Here is a 20,664-nt window from a genome sequence, read left to right as displayed (position 1 = left end):
TACGGTAAAGGTACAACCCGACCAGCAATGTCTTTCGCAGACGCTACTCCCCTACTCGTCCTTCACCAACAATCCTTCATGAAACTTATGCCTGGCATCTTCGGCATCGGCGTTGCCAAAATCGTGGGGATATACTTTGAAGCTTTCGGGGTTGGCGTTCTTCACGATGGTGGTTTTATAGAACACACGCTTGCCATCGCGGGCATAGTTTTCGCCCAGCACGGCGAACGTTGCCACGTCGGCATCCTTCATGGCTTTGTCGTCCATATAGACAGAGGCCTTGTCGTGGGCAAATGCAAAGTCGTGTCCAAACTCTCCGTTCTCTTTGTAGACGGCGAAGGTTGCCGGATCGGCGCCGGTCACTTTTCGGGACTCGAAATAAACTGCATGGTTGTCTTTTGAATAGCCTTCGTCAAGAATGGCAAACGTTGGGGCGTCTGCTCCGGCAATGGTGAAGCCCAGAAAGAACACGTGCTGCTTGTCGCGCGAATAGCGATAGTCTATGATCTGGAACGTTTCGCGGTCGCACGGCAAAATGGCGATGGAATATTTTCCGTCGGCCGTGTAGGCATAGTAGTAGATGTGGTGCTGGTCTTTGGCGAAGTTGCCGTCCATGATTTCGAAGGTCTTGCCGTCGCTCTTTGCAATCGGGCGGCGATCGAGGTAGGCCTGCACATCGTCTTTTGCAAAATGCATGTCGAGGGTGGTGAACGTTGCCTTGTCTTTCACGGCAAACGATTCGCCCTGGTAATATACATTCGCATCGTCTTTGCCATAGCCATGGTTCAGCGTCACAAAAGAGGCCGGGTGGGCATTCTCCAGTTCAACAATGGTTTGTTTTTTGGTGAGGTAGTAGTTCTGGCCTTCGCGGTATTCGTCGCAGTAGTATACTTTGTTTTTGTCTTTGGCATAGTGTTCGTCCACAGCGGCAAAGGTGGGCACATCGGCATAGCTGAAGGCGCGGTCTTTGTAGTAGGCCGTGGTGGAGTCTTTTGCAAATTCGTCGCTGAGCACCACAAAGTTTTTGTCGGTGATTTCGTTTCCGTTAAAATAGACTTTGCCGTTCTTTTCTTTATAGCCGGAGCCGCATCGGAACAAGGGTGCGAGGCCCGTCAGGATCAGCAAAGTTTTGAAATACCACTTCATAAATTTCAACATCAATTTGTGTGTTTATCATTCAAACTCGTAAGCATTCAGAATCACGCAGCCCGCATTGTTTTTCTTGAAGACGTCAACGTCTGTGCGGCTCACCCTGGGCAAGGCCACGGCTTTCAGATTCGGCCGACCACTCAGCACGTCAAGACTGCCGTGATAGCTGGTGCCGCGCAGGTCCACATAGGCCAGTGCGTTGAGGTTGTTCAGAAAGTCGAGGTTGTCGATGCGATAGCGCGCGTTCACAATGGCCATTTCGTTTTCGGTAACCACCAGGTTTTTCAACGCCTTTAATTTTGACAACGCCGACACGTTGCGACAACCGGAAATGTATAGTTCTTCCAGCATCGCCAAATGCGAAAGGTCTGCTGCCGTGCTAATGTTCGAACCAACAGCCAGCCGTTTCAGCTTCACCAGTTTTTTCAGGGGCGACAGCGACGTGACCGCCGTGTTGTCGCACATCAGCTCTTCGAGATTGACAAGGTTCGCGATGGGTGCCAATGTTTTCACCGGTGTGGAAACACAATGCAACACGGTTAGCGTTGTCAGATTTCGCAACGGCTCCAGGTCAAGCGACTGTTCCCTGATCGGTACATTATAGGGCATGCCGCTGAAATTGAGAATGAGCACTTTCAGACTCCGAAGTTTCCGGAGTGGTGAAAGATCGGAAGGACCGTTGATCATATACACCGTTTCCAGATCGGCCAGCGTCGCGAGGTCGATGCTGTCGGTGTGTTGCACACCATGCTTGCGTTGGGCCCGCGCATAAAAATCTTCATAGCTCAAGCCAAAGTCTTGTGCGCTGTGCAGTTCGTGCAGCGCGGTGTTCATGGGCGAGAGGTCTTCGTCGCCTTCTTTGCGCAGGCGGTTCACGTGTCCTTTTTGAACCGCATAGATATCGATGCCTTGCCGGGAAAGGTTTTGATTGATGATGAAGATTCTTTTCCACTCATCGGTCAGGCCGTCCCACCACGCTTTGTCGATGGGCGCTTCGGGTTGGGGCGCACGGTTGGCCATGGCGTTGTATACCAGCTTCAGGCTTAGGATGAGCGCGGCGGCAAGAAGGGTTTTAAAAATCATGATGTGTATGTGGAGAATCTAGGATGCTACCGCTTCGGGCAGTGGCGTGGTGTCTACCTGGTGTTTGTCGAGCCATTGCACCACGGCATCGAAGTCGGGCGACATGGTCACGTTTTCGGTGGCGGCGTTTGTGCGAATGGTGCGGATGATGCTGCCAAAGTTCCGGCCGTCGGCAAGCGTGTGCGTGTAGTCGGCATGTGCTTCTTCCAGCAGGTAGCGAACCAGTCGCCACGTGTCGTTCCAGCGGGCGCTGGTGCCCGCGTTGAGCGCGGCCACCATGAGCAGCGTTTGGTCGCTGTCGTTTTTCCGGTTCACATCGGCACCGTTTCGAACCAGCAAAAAGGTCATGTCTATTTCTTCTTTCGAAGCACCAACGGTTTCGAACACCAGCGGCCCCGGATTCACAAACCCGCGGGTGTTGGGGTCGGCACCGGCCTTCAGCAATTGCAAGACCGCTTCGGGCGGGAGGCGTTTCATGCCTTCCGAAAGCGCAGGTGTTGTGGCCGAGCCAGCCTCAATGAGGATGCGGATTGCCGCGAGGTTGGCCGCTTCGTTCACGGGAAAGTTGGTGTTGCCCCGCAGACGGATGGCAAACTGCAGGTAGTTCAGTCCATCCCAATCCCACACCCGGTTGCCCTGGATGTTGAGGTCCTGTCCTTTTATTAGTTCGCGCAGGCGCACGGTGTCGTTCTGTTCGATGGCGGCGGCAATGCTTTGCTGCGTCTTGTCGTCGTAGTAAAGCTCTGCCATGGTCTTTTCTTTTTTGAGCGAAGGCAGCTTGTTTGCCAACAGCACCCACACGCCCACCACCAGTGGAAGCGCAGAGAAGAACACAGACACCGAAACGCTAAACGTCGACTGACTGAATCGAATGGGAAGCACTCCCAGCAAAATGACCACCACACCCAACACGATGAGAATGGTCATCCAGCCTTTCTCCATCGAGTCGACATTGCGGCCGCTGGTGCTGCCCAGAAAAGAGATGGTAAAAATCAACAGGGCCAGCGTGTTGAGGCCGGCAAGAATCCAGACAAGTTTTGTGATCAAGAGAGAGGGGGTTTATTTTTTGCGTGTGCCGATTGCATTACGGGAGTCCATCAGCACAGATCAGTTCCATTGTCCCACAACGAATGGAGGCATGAACGTAACTCCTGCCGAATGGTTGCCTCTGTGAGAACAACATCGGGGAAACAAAGACCATGCGGAGAGAAATGTTAGTGAATATCCCCGAATGCCTTGATGGCCGTGGATGCGATGAACCGGTTTACGATTCAGAGAGACGATTCGCAACGGTAACGAGATTGTTGAACAGGAAGACTAATGCGTTTGAAGGATCTTTTCGCGAGGAATGCAGGTGACGGACAACGTTAACAAAAATCGCGGGAGCAGGTGTGGAGCGTATTGGGGAGGGCAACAAAAAAATAAAGAGATAGACCCCTGTGGAGCTATCTCTTTATTTCAAGGACTAAGCCTCTTTGTTTTTTGTTTCCTGAACTTCTGTTCTGATTTCTTGTGCCAGCGTTTTCAGATCTTGCATGGCTTTTCTCACGCGGGTACCTGCCGCACCGTTTTGCTTGTTGTAAAACTTGTCGATATCTTCTTCCAAAGAAGTGATCAATGTTTTCAGTTCTTCAAATTTCTTCATTTTAGTTGTTTTAGAGGGTGCAATCTGCAAAGATGCCGGGAAATTAAAAAAAGAAACCCGCCCTTTCACCGGCATAATGCCCCTCCAGGTGATTCATTGATAGGACGTTAGCATAAAAAAACATCCCCAAAAAAAAGTGAAAAATGACCCTATTTGTGGCCCTTTCGGCCAAAAGGCCATGAATTGCGATGATGTCGCCCTTTGCACGGTTGTGCACACCAAACCAGGCACCGAAGGCCTTTTCTCCCCCTCACCCAGTCATTTTGCAACAAAAGTATCCCTGAATGCCACAGGAGTAGCCAACCCTTCGCGCCAGTTCTCCGTCCTTAGCAGGGAAATAAAAGTTAATTACCCTTGCCCCTCTCATGAAAAAGATCCTAAAACCCTCTCTCCTCCTGTTCGCCCTGCTGTCGGTGCTCTATGCCTGCGACACAGACGAAATTATGGACCCCGAAAAACCCGAAGACCCCAGCGACGAAACCACGGTGCACGTGAAGGCAAACGTGAAGCTCGACATCGGCGGCGTGCTCTACGAAAATGTGGACGCCACCCTGCAGGTGCGTGGCTATGATGCCAACGGTGAAGCACAATGGACAAAAGACTTCAGCTTTGTGGGCCCCACCGACAACGTGCTGGATGTTAAAAACGGATATCATCACTACAGCATCGCCCTGGTGAACAAGTGGGGCATCAACGACGTGCAGCCAGACATTTCTGCCAGCACGTTGTGGGATGGCCGCGCCGATGGTTCGGTGCCCGTAACCTATGTGCTGGGCGGATCGAAGCCCGCGAAAAAACTTGCGCGCTATGTCACGTGGCGCGAGGTTGATCTTCCCGACGGCGGCGTGGTTTATCAACCCGTCAGCAAAGTGCAGTTCACCTATGATGCCAGCGGTCACCTGGCATACATCGTCGCTCAGGCCTACAACGACAAAACTTCAAAATTCGAAGACACCACCACCGATACCTTTTTCTTTGAAGGCGACGCGGTGTCTAAAATAATCACAACACTGAACGGACAACCGTATAGCAACTATGTGTATACCTACGGTGCCGAAACCAAAATAAAAGCAACGCTGCTCTACGCCAACCTCGTGGCCACCCAAACCACCAAACGCGACGACACCAACAACCACATCGACGTGACCTATAACTATTCGAATGGCAACGCCTTTGTGTATGCGTTTGATTTCGCGTACAAGAACATTGTCAGCGACAAAACCACGAAAGACAAACTTTGCAACACCGGCACCTACACCTACGACAAAAACATAAACCCCCTTCGCCACCTGGGCTACCAGGACATCAACCTGGTGAACTGGTCGGCCAGCAACAAACTGACGGAAGATGTTCACTACATCGCCTGCTCCTTCCCCACGCTGCTGCCGGTGAAGCATGACTATACCTACGATGCCGACGGCTATCCCGTAACCAAGATCACCACCTACGCAAAAGGAACCATCGGCGGCTCCATTCCCGACCCTTCGCATCACGGCAAGGTGGAATACTTCTACGAATAAAAAAGAGCGGGCGTTGTTCGGCGAGAACAACGCCCGTTTCATTTAGACGTTCGCATCACACGTTCATAAATTATTTTTGAATGGCAACGCTGCAAAACATTCGTCACCCCAACCGCATTGAGTCGATCGATCTGTTGCGTGGCCTTGTGATGATCATCATGGCCATAGACCACGTGCGCGATCTGTTTCATCAACTACCCAAACCACCACCACACACCCATCACCACAATAACTCCAAGCTCCAACCACCAAACATAATACGCATTGCTTTTCACAAACAGCTTCACCACATAATCCGTTGCCATCAACATGACCAGGGCGGCGATAAACATAAATATGAGAACCAGCCCATAGGGTTGTGATATAAACACCTGATACAACGCACCGGCCAAACACAGCGCCGATCCCATCACACAGGGCGACAATGTATAAAACCAGCTTCGCTCCACGTCAACACGTGGCTCTATCGGTTCTTGTTCCATAGCTAAATTTATTCCTTACGGCTTACTTGCCACCATCACGTTGCTGTCTCAACCAAAACCCGCTCGATGTCCACTTCTACCGATTTGCTGATGGGGGTGTTGCTTTTGTCGGCAAACTGATCGTTGGGGATGAGCACGTTGGTTTCGGGGAAATAGGCGGCCAGGTTTCCTTTCGGGATGTCGTAGGGCACGATGAGGAAATTTGTGGCGCGGCGTTTTTTGCCGGCGTAGTGGCTCACCAGGTCAACGCGGTCTAATGTTGTGAACCCCAGTTCGCGGGCGTCGTCGGGGTTGATGAACACCACGCGGCGTTCGTTGTGTATTCCGCGGTAGCGATCGTTGAGGCCGTAGATGGTGGTGTTGAACTGGTCGTGCGAGCGGATGGTGGTGAGCAAAAATCTGGCGTCGGTGAGCGAGTGGTTGGGGAGCTTGCACAGGCTGAAGCTGGCGCGGCCGCCGGGCAACTTCGAAAAGTCGCCGAAGCGTGTGTGGTTGGGAAGATCGAAGCCGCCGTCTTTCGAGCGGTTTGTGTAGTCGTTGAAGCCCGTGAACACCTGCGCTATTTTTTCGCGCACAAGATCATAGTCTTTGCCCAGCGCGTCCCACGCAATGGACGACGACTCACCAAAATATGCTTTGGCAATGCCCGCCACAATCTCCGGCTCGCTCATCAAATTTGTGGACGAGGGCGTTAACCTTCCGTGCGACTGGTGCACTCTGCCCATGCTGTTCTCTACTGTCACAAAACGTTCCTTGCCATCGCGGAGGTCTTGCTCCGTTCTGCCAAGCGTGGGCAAAATCAGCGACGTTTGTCCCGGCACCAGGTGTGTGCGGTTAAGCTTGGTGCTGATGCTCACCGTGAGCTCGCAGTTTTGCAACGCCTCGCCAGTATAGACCGTGTCTGACGCCGCCGAAAGAAAGTTGCCGCCCAGCGCGATGAACACGTTGGCTTTGCCTTCGTGCATGGCCTTGATGCTGTGCACCACATCCAGTCCCTGCTGGGCTGGCGGCACAAAACCAAACACGCGCTGATAGGCTTCGTTCAGTTTGGGCGACACGTGGTGTGTGATGCCCACCGTGCGGTCGCCCTGCACATTGCTGTGGCCACGCACCGGGCATGTGCCCGCGCCTTTCTTGCCGATGCTTCCCTTGAGCAGCAGCAGGTTCACACATTCTTTTATGTTGTCGACACCGTTCTTGTGTTGCGTGAGGCCCATGGCCCAGCAAATGATTATTCGTTTCTTCCCGGCCAACAGTTGCACCACGGCGTCGAGCACAACGGCATCTACACCGCTTTGCAGCAGCAGCGTTTGGTCGTCATAGTTTTCAAGATCGGCCAGCAGTGCTTCGAGGCCTTGTGTTTTTGTGTTGATGAAGTCGCGGTCAAACACATTGCCGCGTTCGGCTTCAAGCCGGGCCAACTTTTTCAATATGAGTTTGAGCAAGGCCACATCCTGGTTCACTTTCACCTGGAGGAAATGGTCGGTCAGCGAGGTGCCGCCGCCCACCACGCCGTTCACGTGCTGGGGATTTTTGAAACGGAGCAGTCCCGCTTCTTTCAGGGGATTGATGGCCACAATCTTGCCGCCATTCTCTTTGCACTTTTCGAGTGCCGACAACATGCGCGGATGATTTGTTCCCGGGTTTTGCCCGATCACCATCACCACCTCGGCATCGCCAAAGTCTTCGAGTGTGACAGAGCCCTTGCCAATGCCCAGCGTTTCGCCCAGCGCCACACCACTCGATTCGTGACACATGTTAGAACAGTCGGGCATGTTGTTGGTGCCAAACGCCCGCACAAACAGGCCATATAAAAACGCCGCCTCGTTGCTGGACCGGCCCGACGTATAGAACAACGCCTCGTTGGGATTTTTTAGATTCCGAAGCGATTGTGCAATCCGATCGAAGGCGTCGTTCCACGAAATGGGTTCGTAGTGATTGCTTCCCGGCTTCAGAATCATGGGGTCGGTGAGGCGACCGCTTTTGCCAATTTCGTAGTCTGTCCATGCAGACATTTCGCTCACAGAATGTTGTTTAAAGAAATCGGCTGTGACACGTTTTGTTGTGGCCTCTTCGGCAATGGCCTTCACACCATTCTCACAAAATTCACCCAACGACGACCGTTTTTCCGGATCGGGCCACGCACACCCCGGACAATCAAATCCATCTTTCTGATTTAGCTTCGACAACGTAGCAATAGACCGCAGCAACCCCATTTCCTTCAACGCATGATCCAACGCCACCTTCACCGCCGGAAGCCCCGCCGCAAACTCTTTCGGTTCGCCAAGTTTAATATCCGTGAAATGATCGGGACCTACTATAGAAACCTTTCTTCTACTCATTGCATCCGGCGTTTCGTGAAACTATCGTCATCACAAAAATACAGGAATATTTTGATGGTGAGGATAAATGAAGTCCCAGCAAAGTCTCCCGTCTCGGGGACTTTGCGTTTTCTTCGGAGGCGAAATGTTCCTAAGACACATAGTCCCCGAAACGGGAGACTATGTTGCGACACGACACACAACAACCGGCGCCTTTCATCACGCCGACTTCTTCACATACTGTGTTAAAATAACAATCTGTTGGCCGTTCACTTTTCCTTCGATCTGGGTTGCGTTGTCTTCTACCAGGGTGATGCCGCGCACGGCGGTGCCGCGTTTGGCGGTGAAGCCGCCGCCTTTCACGTCGAGGTCTTTGATGAGCACTACGGTGTCGCCGGTTTGGAGCACGGTGCCGTTGCTGTCTTTGTGGATCACTTTTTCGTCGGGGGTGTCGGCCTGGGTTGGTTCGGTGGCTTTGGCCCAGGCGAGGGTTTCGTCGTCGAGGTAGAGCATGTCGAGCAGGTCTTGGGGCCAGCCCAGGTGGCGGAGTGATTGCAGGGTGCGCCAGGCTACCACCTGCACGCCGGGCACGGTGCTCCACATGCTGGTGTTGAGGCAGCGCCAGTGGTTGGCGTCCAGTGTTTCGGCGTTGGTGAGTTGTGCGGCGCATGTGGCACAGACCAGAATATTTTTGTCGGCGTCGGCCGAAGCGGGTGTCACGGCATAGACCGAAAGTTCGCCACCGGCTGCGCAAAGCTCGCAGACACCTTCGCTCCGTTCGCGCAATTGTTGTTCAAGACTCATGATTCTGTTTTTTTTAAGGAGCTGCAAAACTAGGCAACCAAACCGTGCCATGCCAGGGCGATCACAAAATGAAATCAAACAGACTCATAGATCCTATTCTGCCGGAAGATATACTTTGAAGGTTGAGCCCTGGCCAAGCGTGCTGGCAACTTCTATGTGGCCCTCATGATTGTCTACTACCTTTTTCACAATAGACAACCCTATGCCGCTTCCCGTATAGGTGCCGTTGCCGTGGAGGCGGGCAAACATCTGGAAGATGCGTTCGGCATATTGTTGGTCGAAGCCAATGCCGTTGTCGGCCACTTCAATAATGTGGTGCAGCTTTCCGTTTTCCTGATGCGGGCGGGCCGAAATCACAATGTGTGGGGGCTCGTCGGGGCGGTTATATTTCAGGGCATTGCCAATAAGGTTCTGAAACATTTGCTGAAGTTGTCTGGCATAGCCCGGCACAATGGGAAGCGGACCAATCTGGATCGATGCATTTTTTTCCTGGATGTAGATTTCAAAATCGTCGATGACCTGGTTCAGTCGTTCATTCAGGTCTACAGGTTCTTTTTGCAACGGGATGATGTGAAACTCGGAATACAACAACAGGTCGTCTATCAGGTGGCCCATGCGCTCGGCGGCGTTTTCAATCTTGTCGAGCGGTTCGAGGTTGAGCGGGGTTTGCGATTTTTTTAAAGCACTTCGCAGGCGGCCGGCAAAGATTTGAATTTTGCGCACGGGTTCTTTCAGGTCGTGCGATGCGGCGTGGGCAAAAGCTTCCAGGTTTTGGTTGGAGATTTCGAGCTCTTCAATTTTTTTGAGCAGCTCAAGTTCCAGGTGTTTCAGTTTGGTGAAATCGGCAAAGTGCAGAATCACTTCGTCGCCCATTTTGATGGCGGTCATTTCGTTGTAGAGGTCCAGGCCATCCTGGTCGTAGTGAATGATCCACGTGTCTTGCTCGCCCGTCTCGAATGTTTTCACCACATTAGAAAAGCTTGTGGTTTTGAGGTAGCCGGGAAAAATTTCGCTCACCCGTCTGTGCTGAATGGACCCGGGACTTTCGTGCGCATAGCTGGCGTAGGCCTTGTTGGTGAGTTTGAAACGGAAGTCAATAATTTTTCCATTTTCATAGACCGGCTCCAACACCTGCAAGGGTTGTTTGAAAGAATTGATGATGTCTTGCAGGTAGCTATTGGAGAGGGTGATCGCTTCGTTTGCAATTTTCAGTTCGCGGGTTCTTTCGGCCACCGTTTCTTCTATTTTTTTTCGCGCCAACACGGTCTGTGTTGTTTCCATGCACGTGACCAGCACACCGCCAATGCGGTCGTGCTCGCCATAGGCCGGACTGTAGCTGAAGGTCCAGTACACATCTTCGAGGTGGCCGTTTCGATAGATGGGCAACAGCTGATTTTCGAACCACTGTGGTTTGCCGCTGAGGTTCACACTGTGGATTAGCGACCCGATGAAGTCCCACAGTTCGGGCCACACCTCTTTTGCCGGTTTGCCAATGGCAGGGTGCTTGCCCTCGCGGCCGAGGCTGGGCCGGTAGGCGTCGTTATAGAAACAAAGGTTGTCGGGCCCCCAGAAAAGAAACATGGGAAACCCCGAATGCAGCAGGTTGCCGAGGTTTGTTTTCAGGCTTTGTGGCCATTGGTCTATGGGCCCCAACGCGCTGTTTGCCCAGTCAACGTTCAGGATCAGTTCGCCCATTTCTCCCCCGTCGCGCAAAAACAGATGTTCAGTGTTGTTGTGTGTCGGTTCACTCACGGTTGTTCTATTTTTTTTATGAAAGTGCTGCTGCCAAAAAACGTGCCTGTTGAGAATTTTGATGGCTAAAATATTCTAAAAATTAGCAAGAAATTTAATGCATTCCCGACACCCACGGAAGCTTTCCGCCAAAACATGCGGCCAACACGCCAACCCGATGAATTAAACACAGCACCACGATGTTGCATAGCCGATAGTTGCTCATTCCCTTTTCACCACATCCATCCACCTCACCCTCATTCTCCCGCGTACCCATGTCCACCCCAGTTCCACCTTCGTCGCTCCCCATCACCAAAACCGGCCCCATCATCGTGATTGAAGACGATCAGGACGACCAGGACATCTTGGAAGAAACGTTCAGGAACCTGAACTATCCAAACCGGATAATCTTTTTTAAAGATGGACTGGAGGCACTGGCCTTTATCGAGAAAACGGATATTAAACCCTTCCTCATTTTGTCGGACGTGAACATGCCGACCATCAACGGTTTTGAGCTCCGCAAGCTCATCTATAACAACGCCGAACTGAGCGTGCGTTGCATCCCCTATCTGTTCTTCACCACGGGCACAAACAAACAAGGCGTGCAAGATGCCTACGCCATGTCGGCCCAGGGCTTTTTCATTAAACCCAACAGCATGACCGCGCTCGAAAACACCATCAGAAAAATTGTGGAATACTGGCAAGAGTGCCACGCCCCCAGCCAATATGCAGATTAATTAAAACGGTGAAGCGCGATGCATCCCACTCCATAGGAGTGCACTGTCTATAGAAAGATATGATGATTGAAACATTCTGACTCCGTAGGAGTCCCCTGAAAGCACGTGCGCCAGGAACATTCAACCCGTTCACATCACACCAGCGGTTTCATCAATAGCAAAACAACGTTTGGTAAAAAACACCAACCCATCCGTTGGCGGGTTGAATGTTTAAATCAAATGTCAAATTGCAATGACCTTCACTCACCACCGCTCATCTCCTTCTCCCGAATCACCAACTCAAACTCTTCCGGCATAATCTCATACATCGCCTTCAACGTGACGGTGCTTTGCACCACGTCGGGCACGCCGTCCTGGTTCACGTCGCCGAGGCGGGCCCCTACAAGGATGCAGCCGAGGATGTCGGTGACTTTGTTGCCGATGTGGATGAGTATTGAATTGCGATTGGGCACGTTGAGCACGTGGAAGTGGTTGTATTTTCGGGTGCGGGTGGCGCGGCGTTTCTTCACGGTGTAGGTGCCTTCGGGAATGCAGCTGATGTTGCGGCGATTTTCTTTCCACGGAAGCTCCAGCGTTTTGCAGCGAAAAATTTCCTGGTCGTTGTTGTGCACAACCAGCTCGCCCAATGTTTCGACGGCGAGGTAGTGACGTTCGATAATGGCTGTCATGATGATGTTGTTTTTAGAGGGTGATAGAAAATTTTGAAAACGATACTAGATCACATCCGCCGGGTTCCACCGACTGGCGCCTGTTGGCGGAACCCATAGCGGATGAGAGACTACAGCACGAAGCTGGCCACCTCGGTGCTATATTTCACCGTTGGCCCAGTGCCCACAGCGCCCACGCGGAACATATATTCCGCGCCGCTTTGCAGACCTGAAATGGTGAGTGCCCGGGTGGTGCCAAACAAACTTGTCCATGCAGCGTCGGGTGCGGCGCGGGGCCGGTACTCGAAGATGTAGGTCACAACATTTTCAACTTTGTTCACAAATACTTTAACGGATCCTTTCACATCGGTGGCTTGCACCTTCAAACCTTGGGGCATTTGAATGGGCGTTGATGGTTCGGACGTTTTGCGGGCTTTGTAGCCCGAGCTTAACAGGATGGAGAGATCGTTTTTGCAATTCAGTTGAACATAGAGCGACAAGTCGTTCAGTTTGTGGATCAGATCTGTGCGAAGCGCGTCGCGCAAGGCGGTGACACTTCGGTTCCCTTTGGCAGCCTCGGCGGCTGCATCCTGAAATGCTTTTAGGGCAGCGCTAATAACCTGCAACGTAGGCGAAGGCGTTGCAAAATTTGTGTTGCCGGTCATGGCCGCAACAATCGCCTGTGCGCGAGAGTCCAACTCTTCGTCGCGTAAGCGGGTGAAACCCGTTGTGATTTTTACTTGTATCATAAAGATGCGGATTATTTTGGTTTTGTTTTGTCCGCGCCAACCCCTTAGGCAACCCTTGGACCATTTTTTTGGCACACCTCAACGTTTCGAACCCTCGCGCCCAAAAGTGACATTGCGTCAGAAAAACGGGATGTAAGAAAATGACCACATTTTGCATCACGTCTTCTTCTTGCAGCGAAACCCATTTTCAGGGACTAGGCGTTTGCAAGTTCCATTGCGCGAATGAACGCGCCGAGGCTTCTGAAATGATTTCCCTTTCTATTAAAAGAGTTTTGTTTGCAGGCAGAGAAAGCCGGAATTGAAGACGGGCAATTTGTTTTTCAGTTGAAAAAAATTCCGTTGCAACTGCTACTCCACGATTGTTCATTGAAACCAACAGCGGCTTCTATGAACCCGCGTGTGTTTCAATTGAATTTCATTTGCCGACAGATGACAGTATGCTTTTACCTCTCGGCAGGAAGACTTTTACGGGAGACAGAAAAAATTTCGCAGCAGGAAATAAAAGTTTTCCACCTGCTTCCCATTTTTTTCTTCCTGCAAAAATCTTTTCCCTCCCCCAACCCGAAAATATTTCAAGAGCATCTGCGCGCATTTCAATATTCATTGTTTCTGCGTCACTCAAAAAAATCAATCCGGCATATGAACCTGGAGTTGCTTCATATGAAAATTGTGGAGCGTCAATTGAAACTGAAAAAATGTTACATGAACCGTGAATGGTTTCAATTGAAAAACTTCAATGGGCAATGGCATCGGCGATCGTTTTGCGTGAAATATTTTCTTCGCGATCGTCATTTTTTTATTCACCAACTGACATGCTGACATCCCTGAAAACAGCCTAAAAAAATGCGTGGCAACATTCAACAAGCACATCAGCCAACGATATTTCGTCGGGCCGACGAAATATCGTTGGCTAGCGTGTCGACATGCCAACTTTGGCATAAGGGGAAAGGCGTTTGATGCAGGGAAAAGTATCCCTATTTGTCGACCGAGCTATGCAATAGCACCAGATCAGCATAGAAAGCCAAGGCCACTTTCATAAGCGTATCGTTGTCCGGGCCAACATTTTCGGTATGTTTGATGAGCAGCAGCACGTAGCGCTCGAATGTTTCGTCACTTCCCTCCAACCCCATGCAGGCAAACACAAGGGGAGATAATTCAAGCTGATAGTCCGAATGATTTTGAACGCCCATATTATCGAGATCGGTGAAGAAGCGATTCATTTTCAGTTCTTCTTTGAGGAGATAAAGGACGATCTCGGTATTTGTAGGGAGTTTTAGAAGGGGCGGGTTCATGACTCAATGTCTTTAGCGTTGGAAGGTTTTATATCTATTATAAAAGAGAGTAGCTTATAAACACCCTTCACACTTTCTTTCATCTTGGCATCACAGGCATTCACTTCGACCTTGCTTAAGAGATGAAGTATGCTGTGTTGATAGTGTTGAAGTTCTTCTTTACTCGCGATAGGAATGATGATTTCTTGAGGGCATTGCGACTTGGGATCAAAACCTCTTTTGTTAACGCGTTCCATATCAGAGTAATAAAATATTACACCAATGTACCACATTACGGTACGTTTTACAAAGAAAAGTCCCTCTTAATATGACTATTATACCAAAATACTATATTTAAATACCTAAAAATGACATTATGCCTGAATTGACCCGCTTGGGAGAGTATTTTGAAAAAAAATCCGTGAATAAAGCCAGCGTGGCAAGGAAGACGGGGTTGGGAAAGAATCGATTAACTTCTATCACAACCAGTGAAACAGCACGGCTAACGGCGGAAGAGCTGTATTTGATTGCCTTGGCAATTGAGGTGAATCCGGGGGAGTTGTTGGAATTTGTGTGTGGGCATTTGACGTTAATTAAAGAGTGAGCGCGAGATTGCTATTTCTCCTTCTGGCAATTTCAGGTTGCACCAGAATCGGTAACTCAAGTGCCGAGCATTTGAAAGCCGATACTTTGATTTCTGCCGACTCCGTCGCGACACCTGCCTTAGACCTTCATGTCATTCGATACGACTCTTCTCACTATTACATTTTCCCCATAACATTTAGCGCAACGGAATTGACTGAACGGGAAATCAAGGAATGCGAAGATTTGTTAAAACACTTTCTTGCCGACTATAATATAGAGGCAGAAAAAAGATTTGACGAAATATCGAAAGAACACCCAACACTTAAATTCGACAAAGACCATTTCACCATCAGACCGGAAAGCTATGGAAGGCAATACATGGCGGTCGCTTCAAACAATGAAAAATTTGTGTATGTAAACTGTTTCTGTGACCCCGGTGCCTTTGACTACCGGCACGCAGAATTGGTTGAAGTTAGCGACGGCGGCAACTGCTTTTTCAGTTTTAAGGTTGATTTAAAGAACAGGAGAATTTTCGACTTCATGGTGAATGGAGAGGCGTGACAATGTCAATTGCTAAATGCACAGCCCGAATGATGTATACCGAAAAATTGCATTGAAATGATAAGCAGTCGCAACTGTATACTATTATATCAGTAAAGCTTCTTAATATCATCTATCCAGCCCGGGACCGAGAACTCATCTGAAATCCTTGAAGCGTACCTATTCGCAAATTCAAATTTAATATTTCCACTATCGAAGAAATTTTCAAGAATTTTTCTCTTACTTGGCGATAGATCGAGTGCAAAATAAGCAGCCTCTTCCAATGGATCATTCACATCACTTAATACGTTTTGAATGTCCGGATGATCGTTCTGGAAATCAAGAAGCGTTTGATAAAATAGCTTTCCGTTAAGAGCGTCCTCTATCTCAGTCTTTGGGGAAACCAACGTAGAATCCATACGCACCAACTCCGTCCTTCTGTTTTTTTCAGTATTCACCATTCTAAAGCAAATAAGATTTTTCAGTTCATCACGTGTAGCGTATTGCACTATCTCTGTATCCGTATCTGATATCAGAATGACTTTACCCTTTATTTCTTTTCTAAAATCCTCATAGGCTACTTGAAGGTTGTTATATATCCGTTTAATTTCACTTGCACCACCCACTGGAATTATCCTTAGCTTCTTATCCTTCTTTATGTCTTTTAAATACTTTTCAAAATATATTTTTTCAGACGTGCCCTCGCAAATCAGCCAGTTATATGGTTCATCTGTCAAAATGCTAGTGATTACAGATTGAACAAAATCATTAATACTTTTCAATCTAATATCATATGGCAATTTTCCTTGCGACGTCCGATTAGACTGCTTTATCGCTTCTCGGTAGCTTCCTATGCCAACAGAGTCAAAAACATGCTCCCCACCTCGCTTCGAAATTACACTTACGCATCCATCTTCAACGGTCGGAATAAATCCATACCAATGTGTTGTAAATATTAATTGCCTACATAACAAGCTTATCTCGAAAAGCTTATTAAACTGATCGTAGCACGCCGACATATGCAACGATGATTCAGGCTCATCAATCGCCAAAATAATCCGGTCAGTATTTTTCTTTTGATTTTTCAGGAATTGATATGCAATTTCAATTATGGCCTTCTGTTTTTCCCCCGAACTCAGGGAAGCCATTTCCAACCAGTGATCACCTTCTTTTTTATGGAGTTTTCTAATTTTGAAATAGGCTTCGATAATCAACTTATACACATCATGTTTTCTTAGATTAACTTGCCTTTCGCCGACCGTTCGAAATGAATACTCTTCCAAGATGCTCGACAGACTTTCAATGAATTGGTTTAAACTACCATTTATCTCCTGTATCTTATTTTGAGGAACGCATTTTTCAACGATATCGATAAGGGTTTCTCCCATTAAAGATTGAATTTCCTTAGTCTCCAACTGTGTGAAACTCTCTGGATCGATATCCTTGGGAATGTATATGTATTCAAATTTTTCCTTTAGCTCAATAACTAGTGGGTCAAATATTGACAGTTCCGTATCCGCCATTTGCAAAAGCGCCTTATCAAAGTTAGTGATGAATAATTCACCAAGTTTCTTTGTATTGAATATGCTCAAATTTGACACTCCATCATAGGACTGACCTAATGGCAAAAGCAAATAATTATCCTTATCAAACGTGCGCTTCAGGGCAACAAGCTGTTCCTGAAATGTTTTAAAGTGGAGTTTATTTTGTGAAATATTAATATCATTTTCATCCAATTCCCATATATACTCACTCAATTTTATAGCCAACTCTCTATTGCCTGCAGAAATCTCTTCAGTTTTTATAAGAAATATTGGAACCACATGAGGCCGTGTTTTTTGAATACCACTTTTTTTCGTAATAACATTGTGGCTCCATTGTTTATTATTGAAAAAACAATCAAGAGCTTCTAGGACTGAGCTCTTACCTATTCCATTGTTACCAACCAAGCCGCAGAAATTTTGGCCCTGCGTTAAGGGAATGTAGTTAATTCCTGAATAAGTTTTAAAATTTCTAACTAGTAAGCCTATAACCATAAAACATAAATTCTTTAAAAGAAAAAAATGATTCCAAGTGGGCTATGCGATCAGATTGGATCAGGTGGGCAAGGAACCGTTAGTCTAATGTATATATTCCGCCTATCATTGTCAATAGAATAATATGGCGGTACCAAAATGGCGTACTAAGGTGCCGCCCCCTAAGCCGGCTCCCACAACTCAATCTTATTCCCTTCCGCATCCAGAATATGCACAAACTTCCCATACTCATAGCTCGCAATCTCATCCAACACTGTCACTCCGTTTCCTTTTAATTTCTCCACAAGCCCTTCAATATTCTGAACGCGATAATTAATCATGAACTCCTTCTTTGATGGCGCAAAATATTCATCTCCTTTTTTGAAAGGCGTCCATTGAAGCGCGTTTATCTCGTCGGGCTTGTTCACGTTTCTGGATTCAAATGTCGAGCCCCAGTCGTTCACGTCAAGGCCCAGGTTTTGGCATACCAGTCTCTGGCTTCGCGCGGGTTGTCTGAGAAAAAGAAAATGCCGCCAATGCCGGTCACTTTGGGTGTGGTGTCGGCGGGTGATGTGGTGTTGTCGGTTTGGTTTTTGGAGTCTGCCATGTCGGTTTGTTGTTTGTTAGAATCGCCGGGTGCCTGCAACGTTGCGTGTGTGCAGCGGGCCATTCGAAAGTTTTCTTTTTGGTCTACAAACAAAAATAAGGGATTGGCATTGTGTTCTCAACTTTGCACCGGCCGAAGTTCGGAGAAGTTTTTTCGGAATTCGTGCCGTGAAAAGAAATAGAAAAGTCACCGCGCCTCCCCTGAAATCTATTGAGCCCACTTCCGGGCGCATGCTTGTGAGCATGTATGAAAACATAATTTTTTAGGATCATCTCAAAAAAGGCAATCGCCGTTGGCGTGGTGAAGAACATTGATTTTGCTGCAGGCGGTACGTTGCATGTTCTCAAAAGACGATGTAAGCAAATTTCGAACGCCATTTCAAACTGCAAAGCCATTGCAGTGTGGCGCCATAAGCTTGCGGGTAAGAACCTAAACCCCCAAACGCTTATGAAGAAATTCACAAAAAGTTCCGTAGACTTTCAACGCACGACCATCCACTTATTTCCTTCCAACGGCCCATAAAAAGACCGCGTCACAAAGGCATTTCTCGTCTTTCAACCCGAGTACGACTAAAGTGCATCAGCACACAATTCCAATTGTCTCATTCAATCCCTTAAGGCTTACCCATGAAAACCTATATTCCAAAATTCTTAAGATTAATACTTGCAGTAGTAGCAGCCCTTATGCAATCCTGCACGGATCACATCGAACAACCCGCTATGGCGCCCATCGCTCAAAAAGACATAAGCGTGGTTAACGGCAAACTGAGCTTCAAAAGCAAACAATCCTTTTTTGAAACCATTTCAAAAATCAATGAAATGAGCCCATCCGAGCTATCGGCATGGCAACAAAATTTCAAATTCACATCTCTGTTGAATAGTGTAGACACGGCAGCATCCAGCCAATCGCTTAAACAATTGCCCATCGGCTATCGAGCAGTTTTAAATAGAAATGGCGAGGCAATATTTGGCGATACCATCGTCTGGTATTCGGCAACCGGAACAAAGCACTATATACCTAAGCTTAATGAGGAATTGCTGACCAAAATAAAGACAGGCGCTGTCGAAAGTAAACTCAAAGGAACATTCACTATCAAGACGGCCTCCATTCTCAATAAAAAGGAAAATCCGGAAGGAAGATTCATTTGGGTTACCCCCGGCGATAAGGATCATGAAGCAAGATGGCAACATGAGTTTTGTTATCACAACGACTGCGGAAGCAGGCGCAAGTATATTCACGAACTCTATATGGTTGTTGACGACTGGTACTACACGCTTTATCTTGTGGCAAAATTAGAATGGCGGGGTCGCCGTGGTTGGTACGGTGCCGGGGAAGACCGGTATATTATTATGAATCTCGCGTGCACCGTGCAACTGACCGCTGGCGACAAAGGTATTTATGGTGCAACCTACGTACCTATTCATGTGAACACAGTCTATCATGATAATCTCAATATATTTATAGCACAAGATTTTCTGACCTACTCCAATTATGCCTATTGGGATATTGACATTCGTGGCGAAATCCTTCAAGAAATAGTAGACGATCCAAATAGCCGATGGGATAACGTCAGCTATCCATTGTGGTGACCGAATAAATTATTTCCAGTATGAAGAAAATTCGCATTTACATATCTATTCTATTTATCGGGGCATTTCATTCCGTTGCTCACGGTCAGTCTGATCAGTTCTTTAGCAATAAAGTGCTTTCCAAGTTCGAATTCACCACAGGCATCGGCATGCTGAGAGGCCCCAGCTACTACACCAGAGAAAACAAAATCGGATTTTCATTTGGAGCAGGCGTTTCGCACGCCTTCTCCAAAACTTTTGAATTGAAAGCGCGTGCGCTCTATGAACTGAAAGGAAGCAAAACAACAAACCACATGGCCATTATCAGAGACGGTGTGTTCACAGACTACAGCCGGGCGCTCAACACCAATCAATATTTTCTCACGCTTGCGCTGTTGCCCACCTTCCACATCACCGCCAAGAAAAACATACTCATCGGCGCCGGTGGGTTTTATAGCTTTCTGAAAAAACTCCGCATCCGCGAAGAACTGACGGACAACATTACGCACATCACCACCACCACGAACCACAATCGACCCAGCAATCAATCGCCCTACAACGAATTTGGAATTTCGGCCTACACCGGCTATGTCTTTAGTCTTTCCGGCAAAACCGATCTCACCATAATGCTCCACATCAACAAAAGCCTGAAAGACTTCGACAACGCCTACAGCAACTGGCAACGAAACAACGTGCTGCTGCTATCGGCAACGTTCGGCATCACCCGGTAGGCAGTAGTGAATGTAAAATACTAAGCTGGCTCCCACAACTCAATCTTGTTCCCCTCCGCATCCAAAATATGCACAAACTTGCCATACTCATAACTCGCAATCTCATCCAACACCGTCACGCCGTTTCCTTTTAATTTCTCTACAAGCCCTTCAATATTCTGAACGCGATAGTTAATCATGAACTCCTTCTTTGATGGCGCAAAATATTCATCTCCTTTTTTGAAAGGCGTCCATTGAAGGGCGTTTATCTCGTCGGGCTTGTTCACGTTTCTCGATTCGAATGTCGAGCCCCAGTCGTTCACGTCAAGGCCCAGGTTTTTGGCATACCAGTCTCTTGCTTCGCGCGGGTTGTCCGAGAAAAAGAAAATGCCGCCAATGCCGGTCACTTTGGGTGTGGTGTCGGCGGGTGATGTGGTGTTGTCGGTTTGGTTTTTGGAGTCTGCCATGTCGGTTTGTTGTTTGTTAGAATCGCCGGGTGC

General features: G+C 48.4%; 21 protein-coding genes and 1 pseudogene. 7 read left to right on the top strand and 15 right to left on the bottom strand.

All coding sequences use genetic code 11. The features are described 5' to 3' along the window. Positions 1–51: 51 nt before the first annotated feature. From JI741_RS07215 to JI741_RS07200, 4 genes are all read right to left on the bottom strand, one after another. Positions 52–1,158, bottom strand: coding sequence for a DKNYY domain-containing protein (locus JI741_RS07215; protein ID WP_202008369.1), 1,107 nt, complete (start codon positions 1,156–1,158; stop codon positions 52–54). A 15-nt stretch (positions 1,159–1,173) separates the two neighbouring features. Then, a complete protein-coding gene (locus tag JI741_RS07210; RefSeq protein WP_202008368.1) occupies positions 1,174–2,232 on the bottom strand; it encodes a leucine-rich repeat domain-containing protein in 1,059 nt (352 codons plus the stop codon). Positions 2,233–2,250: 18 nt separating this feature from the next. Next, positions 2,251–3,279: an ankyrin repeat domain-containing protein gene (locus JI741_RS07205; RefSeq protein WP_202008367.1), complete on the bottom strand. Its 1,029-nt coding sequence runs from the start codon at positions 3,277–3,279 to the stop codon at positions 2,251–2,253. Positions 3,280–3,697: 418 nt separating this feature from the next. Next, positions 3,698–3,877, bottom strand: coding sequence for a BF3379 family histone-like protein (locus JI741_RS07200; RefSeq protein ID WP_202008366.1), 180 nt, complete (start codon positions 3,875–3,877; stop codon positions 3,698–3,700). 365 nt (positions 3,878–4,242) lie between these two features. Between JI741_RS07200 and JI741_RS07195 the strand changes: the two genes are divergently transcribed. Beyond that, positions 4,243–5,397 (top strand): hypothetical protein, encoded by a 1,155-nt coding sequence (locus JI741_RS07195; RefSeq protein ID WP_202008365.1) that lies wholly within the window; start codon positions 4,243–4,245, stop codon positions 5,395–5,397. Between the two features lie 194 nt (positions 5,398–5,591). Here JI741_RS07195 and JI741_RS07190 read toward each other — a convergent pair whose 3' ends face one another. The 4 genes from JI741_RS07190 to JI741_RS33030 all read right to left on the bottom strand — a co-directional run bounded on the left by JI741_RS07190 (position 5,592) and on the right by JI741_RS33030 (position 10,756). Continuing rightward, positions 5,592–5,879: a hypothetical protein gene (locus tag JI741_RS07190; protein ID WP_202008364.1), complete on the bottom strand. Its 288-nt coding sequence runs from the start codon at positions 5,877–5,879 to the stop codon at positions 5,592–5,594. Between the two features lie 35 nt (positions 5,880–5,914). Continuing rightward, positions 5,915–8,221: an FdhF/YdeP family oxidoreductase gene (locus JI741_RS07185; protein ID WP_202008363.1), complete on the bottom strand. Its 2,307-nt coding sequence runs from the start codon at positions 8,219–8,221 to the stop codon at positions 5,915–5,917. A 198-nt stretch (positions 8,222–8,419) separates the two neighbouring features. After that, a complete protein-coding gene (locus tag JI741_RS07180) occupies positions 8,420–9,004 on the bottom strand; it encodes a PhnA domain-containing protein (RefSeq protein ID WP_202008362.1) in 585 nt (194 codons plus the stop codon). Between the two features lie 93 nt (positions 9,005–9,097). Then, positions 9,098–10,756 carry a PAS domain-containing sensor histidine kinase gene (locus JI741_RS33030; protein ID WP_202008361.1) on the bottom strand — a complete coding sequence of 553 codons (1,659 nt, stop codon included), beginning with the start codon at positions 10,754–10,756 and terminating at the stop codon, positions 9,098–9,100. Between the two features lie 254 nt (positions 10,757–11,010). On the opposite strand from JI741_RS33030, the gene JI741_RS07170 reads away from it, so the two are divergent. Continuing rightward, positions 11,011–11,472 carry a response regulator gene (locus JI741_RS07170; RefSeq protein WP_236675939.1) on the top strand — a complete coding sequence of 154 codons (462 nt, stop codon included), beginning with the start codon at positions 11,011–11,013 and terminating at the stop codon, positions 11,470–11,472. 239 nt (positions 11,473–11,711) lie between these two features. Here the strand turns inward: JI741_RS07170 and JI741_RS07165 are convergent, their stop codons facing one another. Both JI741_RS07165 and JI741_RS07160 read right to left on the bottom strand, forming a co-directional pair. Then, positions 11,712–12,140: a DUF5675 family protein gene (locus JI741_RS07165; protein WP_202008360.1), complete on the bottom strand. Its 429-nt coding sequence runs from the start codon at positions 12,138–12,140 to the stop codon at positions 11,712–11,714. A 110-nt stretch (positions 12,141–12,250) separates the two neighbouring features. Continuing rightward, entirely contained in the window at positions 12,251–12,868 is a 618-nt protein-coding gene (locus tag JI741_RS07160; RefSeq protein ID WP_202008359.1) for a fibronectin type III domain-containing protein, read from the bottom strand. 359 nt (positions 12,869–13,227) lie between these two features. Between JI741_RS07160 and JI741_RS07155 the strand changes: the two genes are divergently transcribed. After that, positions 13,228–13,581: a hypothetical protein gene (locus tag JI741_RS07155; RefSeq protein ID WP_202008358.1), complete on the top strand. Its 354-nt coding sequence runs from the start codon at positions 13,228–13,230 to the stop codon at positions 13,579–13,581. Between the two features lie 261 nt (positions 13,582–13,842). On the opposite strand, the gene JI741_RS07150 is transcribed toward JI741_RS07155, so the two are convergent. Then, a complete protein-coding gene (locus tag JI741_RS07150) occupies positions 13,843–14,160 on the bottom strand; it encodes a hypothetical protein (RefSeq protein WP_202008357.1) in 318 nt (105 codons plus the stop codon). Then, positions 14,157–14,432, bottom strand: coding sequence for a hypothetical protein (locus tag JI741_RS07145; protein WP_202008356.1), 276 nt, complete (start codon positions 14,430–14,432; stop codon positions 14,157–14,159). Before JI741_RS07145 ends, JI741_RS07150 begins: the two co-directional genes overlap by 4 nt. Before the next feature lie 83 nt (positions 14,433–14,515). Here JI741_RS07145 and JI741_RS07140 point away from each other — a divergent pair, with 83 nt between their 5' ends. Both JI741_RS07140 and JI741_RS07135 read left to right on the top strand, forming a co-directional pair. Next, complete coding sequence (locus JI741_RS07140; RefSeq protein WP_236675938.1) at positions 14,516–14,743, top strand: helix-turn-helix domain-containing protein; 228 nt, start codon at positions 14,516–14,518, stop codon at positions 14,741–14,743. A 71-nt stretch (positions 14,744–14,814) separates the two neighbouring features. After that, on the top strand, positions 14,815–15,285 hold the full coding sequence (locus tag JI741_RS07135; RefSeq protein WP_236675937.1) for a hypothetical protein: 471 nt from the start codon (positions 14,815–14,817) through the stop codon (positions 15,283–15,285). Between the two features lie 89 nt (positions 15,286–15,374). Here the strand turns inward: JI741_RS07135 and JI741_RS07130 are convergent, their stop codons facing one another. Continuing rightward, positions 15,375–17,300 (bottom strand): AAA family ATPase, encoded by a 1,926-nt coding sequence (locus JI741_RS07130; protein WP_202008354.1) that lies wholly within the window; start codon positions 17,298–17,300, stop codon positions 15,375–15,377. Positions 17,301–17,461: 161 nt separating this feature from the next. Next, positions 17,462–17,886: pseudogene (locus JI741_RS33235) on the bottom strand (VOC family protein). 626 nt (positions 17,887–18,512) lie between these two features. On the opposite strand from JI741_RS33235, the gene JI741_RS07120 reads away from it, so the two are divergent. Next, on the top strand, positions 18,513–19,475 hold the full coding sequence (locus JI741_RS07120) for a hypothetical protein (RefSeq protein ID WP_202008353.1): 963 nt from the start codon (positions 18,513–18,515) through the stop codon (positions 19,473–19,475). Positions 19,476–19,495: 20 nt separating this feature from the next. After that, entirely contained in the window at positions 19,496–20,185 is a 690-nt protein-coding gene (locus JI741_RS07115) for an outer membrane beta-barrel protein (RefSeq protein WP_202008352.1), read from the top strand. 20 nt (positions 20,186–20,205) lie between these two features. On the opposite strand, the gene JI741_RS07110 is transcribed toward JI741_RS07115, so the two are convergent. Beyond that, positions 20,206–20,631: a VOC family protein gene (locus JI741_RS07110; RefSeq protein ID WP_202008351.1), complete on the bottom strand. Its 426-nt coding sequence runs from the start codon at positions 20,629–20,631 to the stop codon at positions 20,206–20,208. Between the last annotated feature and the right edge of the window lie 33 nt (positions 20,632–20,664).

It is taken from the genome of Chryseolinea lacunae, assembly GCF_016735595.1.
Classification (GTDB): domain Bacteria; phylum Bacteroidota; class Bacteroidia; order Cytophagales; family Cyclobacteriaceae; genus Chryseolinea; species Chryseolinea lacunae.
Note: the sequence above shows the minus strand (reverse complement) of the source record. Positions and strands in the feature narration are given on the sequence as shown.

Bases quoted from the DNA above. Each gene is read 5' to 3' on its own strand.
- JI741_RS07195 (WP_202008365.1), top strand. From the start codon at position 4,243: ATGAAAAAGATCCTAAAACCCTCTCTCCTCCTGTTCGCCCTGCTGTCG.
- JI741_RS07180 (WP_202008362.1), bottom strand. From the start codon at position 9,004: ATGAGTCTTGAACAACAATTGCGCGAACGGAGCGAAGGTGTCTGCGAG.
- JI741_RS07215 (WP_202008369.1), bottom strand. From the start codon at position 1,158: ATGTTGAAATTTATGAAGTGGTATTTCAAAACTTTGCTGATCCTGACG.
- JI741_RS07200 (WP_202008366.1), bottom strand. From the start codon at position 3,877: ATGAAGAAATTTGAAGAACTGAAAACATTGATCACTTCTTTGGAAGAA.
- JI741_RS07210 (WP_202008368.1), bottom strand. From the start codon at position 2,232: ATGATTTTTAAAACCCTTCTTGCCGCCGCGCTCATCCTAAGCCTGAAG.
- JI741_RS07150 (WP_202008357.1), bottom strand. From the start codon at position 14,160: ATGAACCCGCCCCTTCTAAAACTCCCTACAAATACCGAGATCGTCCTT.
- JI741_RS07190 (WP_202008364.1), bottom strand. From the start codon at position 5,879: ATGGAACAAGAACCGATAGAGCCACGTGTTGACGTGGAGCGAAGCTGG.
- JI741_RS07140 (WP_236675938.1), top strand. From the start codon at position 14,516: ATGCCTGAATTGACCCGCTTGGGAGAGTATTTTGAAAAAAAATCCGTG.
- JI741_RS07165 (WP_202008360.1), bottom strand. From the start codon at position 12,140: ATGACAGCCATTATCGAACGTCACTACCTCGCCGTCGAAACATTGGGC.
- JI741_RS07185 (WP_202008363.1), bottom strand. From the start codon at position 8,221: ATGAGTAGAAGAAAGGTTTCTATAGTAGGTCCCGATCATTTCACGGAT.
- JI741_RS07110 (WP_202008351.1), bottom strand. From the start codon at position 20,631: ATGGCAGACTCCAAAAACCAAACCGACAACACCACATCACCCGCCGAC.
- JI741_RS07130 (WP_202008354.1), bottom strand. From the start codon at position 17,300: ATGGTTATAGGCTTACTAGTTAGAAATTTTAAAACTTATTCAGGAATT.
- JI741_RS07145 (WP_202008356.1), bottom strand. From the start codon at position 14,432: ATGTGGTACATTGGTGTAATATTTTATTACTCTGATATGGAACGCGTT.
- JI741_RS07170 (WP_236675939.1), top strand. From the start codon at position 11,011: ATGTCCACCCCAGTTCCACCTTCGTCGCTCCCCATCACCAAAACCGGC.
- JI741_RS07115 (WP_202008352.1), top strand. From the start codon at position 19,496: ATGAAGAAAATTCGCATTTACATATCTATTCTATTTATCGGGGCATTT.
- JI741_RS07120 (WP_202008353.1), top strand. From the start codon at position 18,513: ATGAAAACCTATATTCCAAAATTCTTAAGATTAATACTTGCAGTAGTA.
- JI741_RS07160 (WP_202008359.1), bottom strand. From the start codon at position 12,868: ATGATACAAGTAAAAATCACAACGGGTTTCACCCGCTTACGCGACGAA.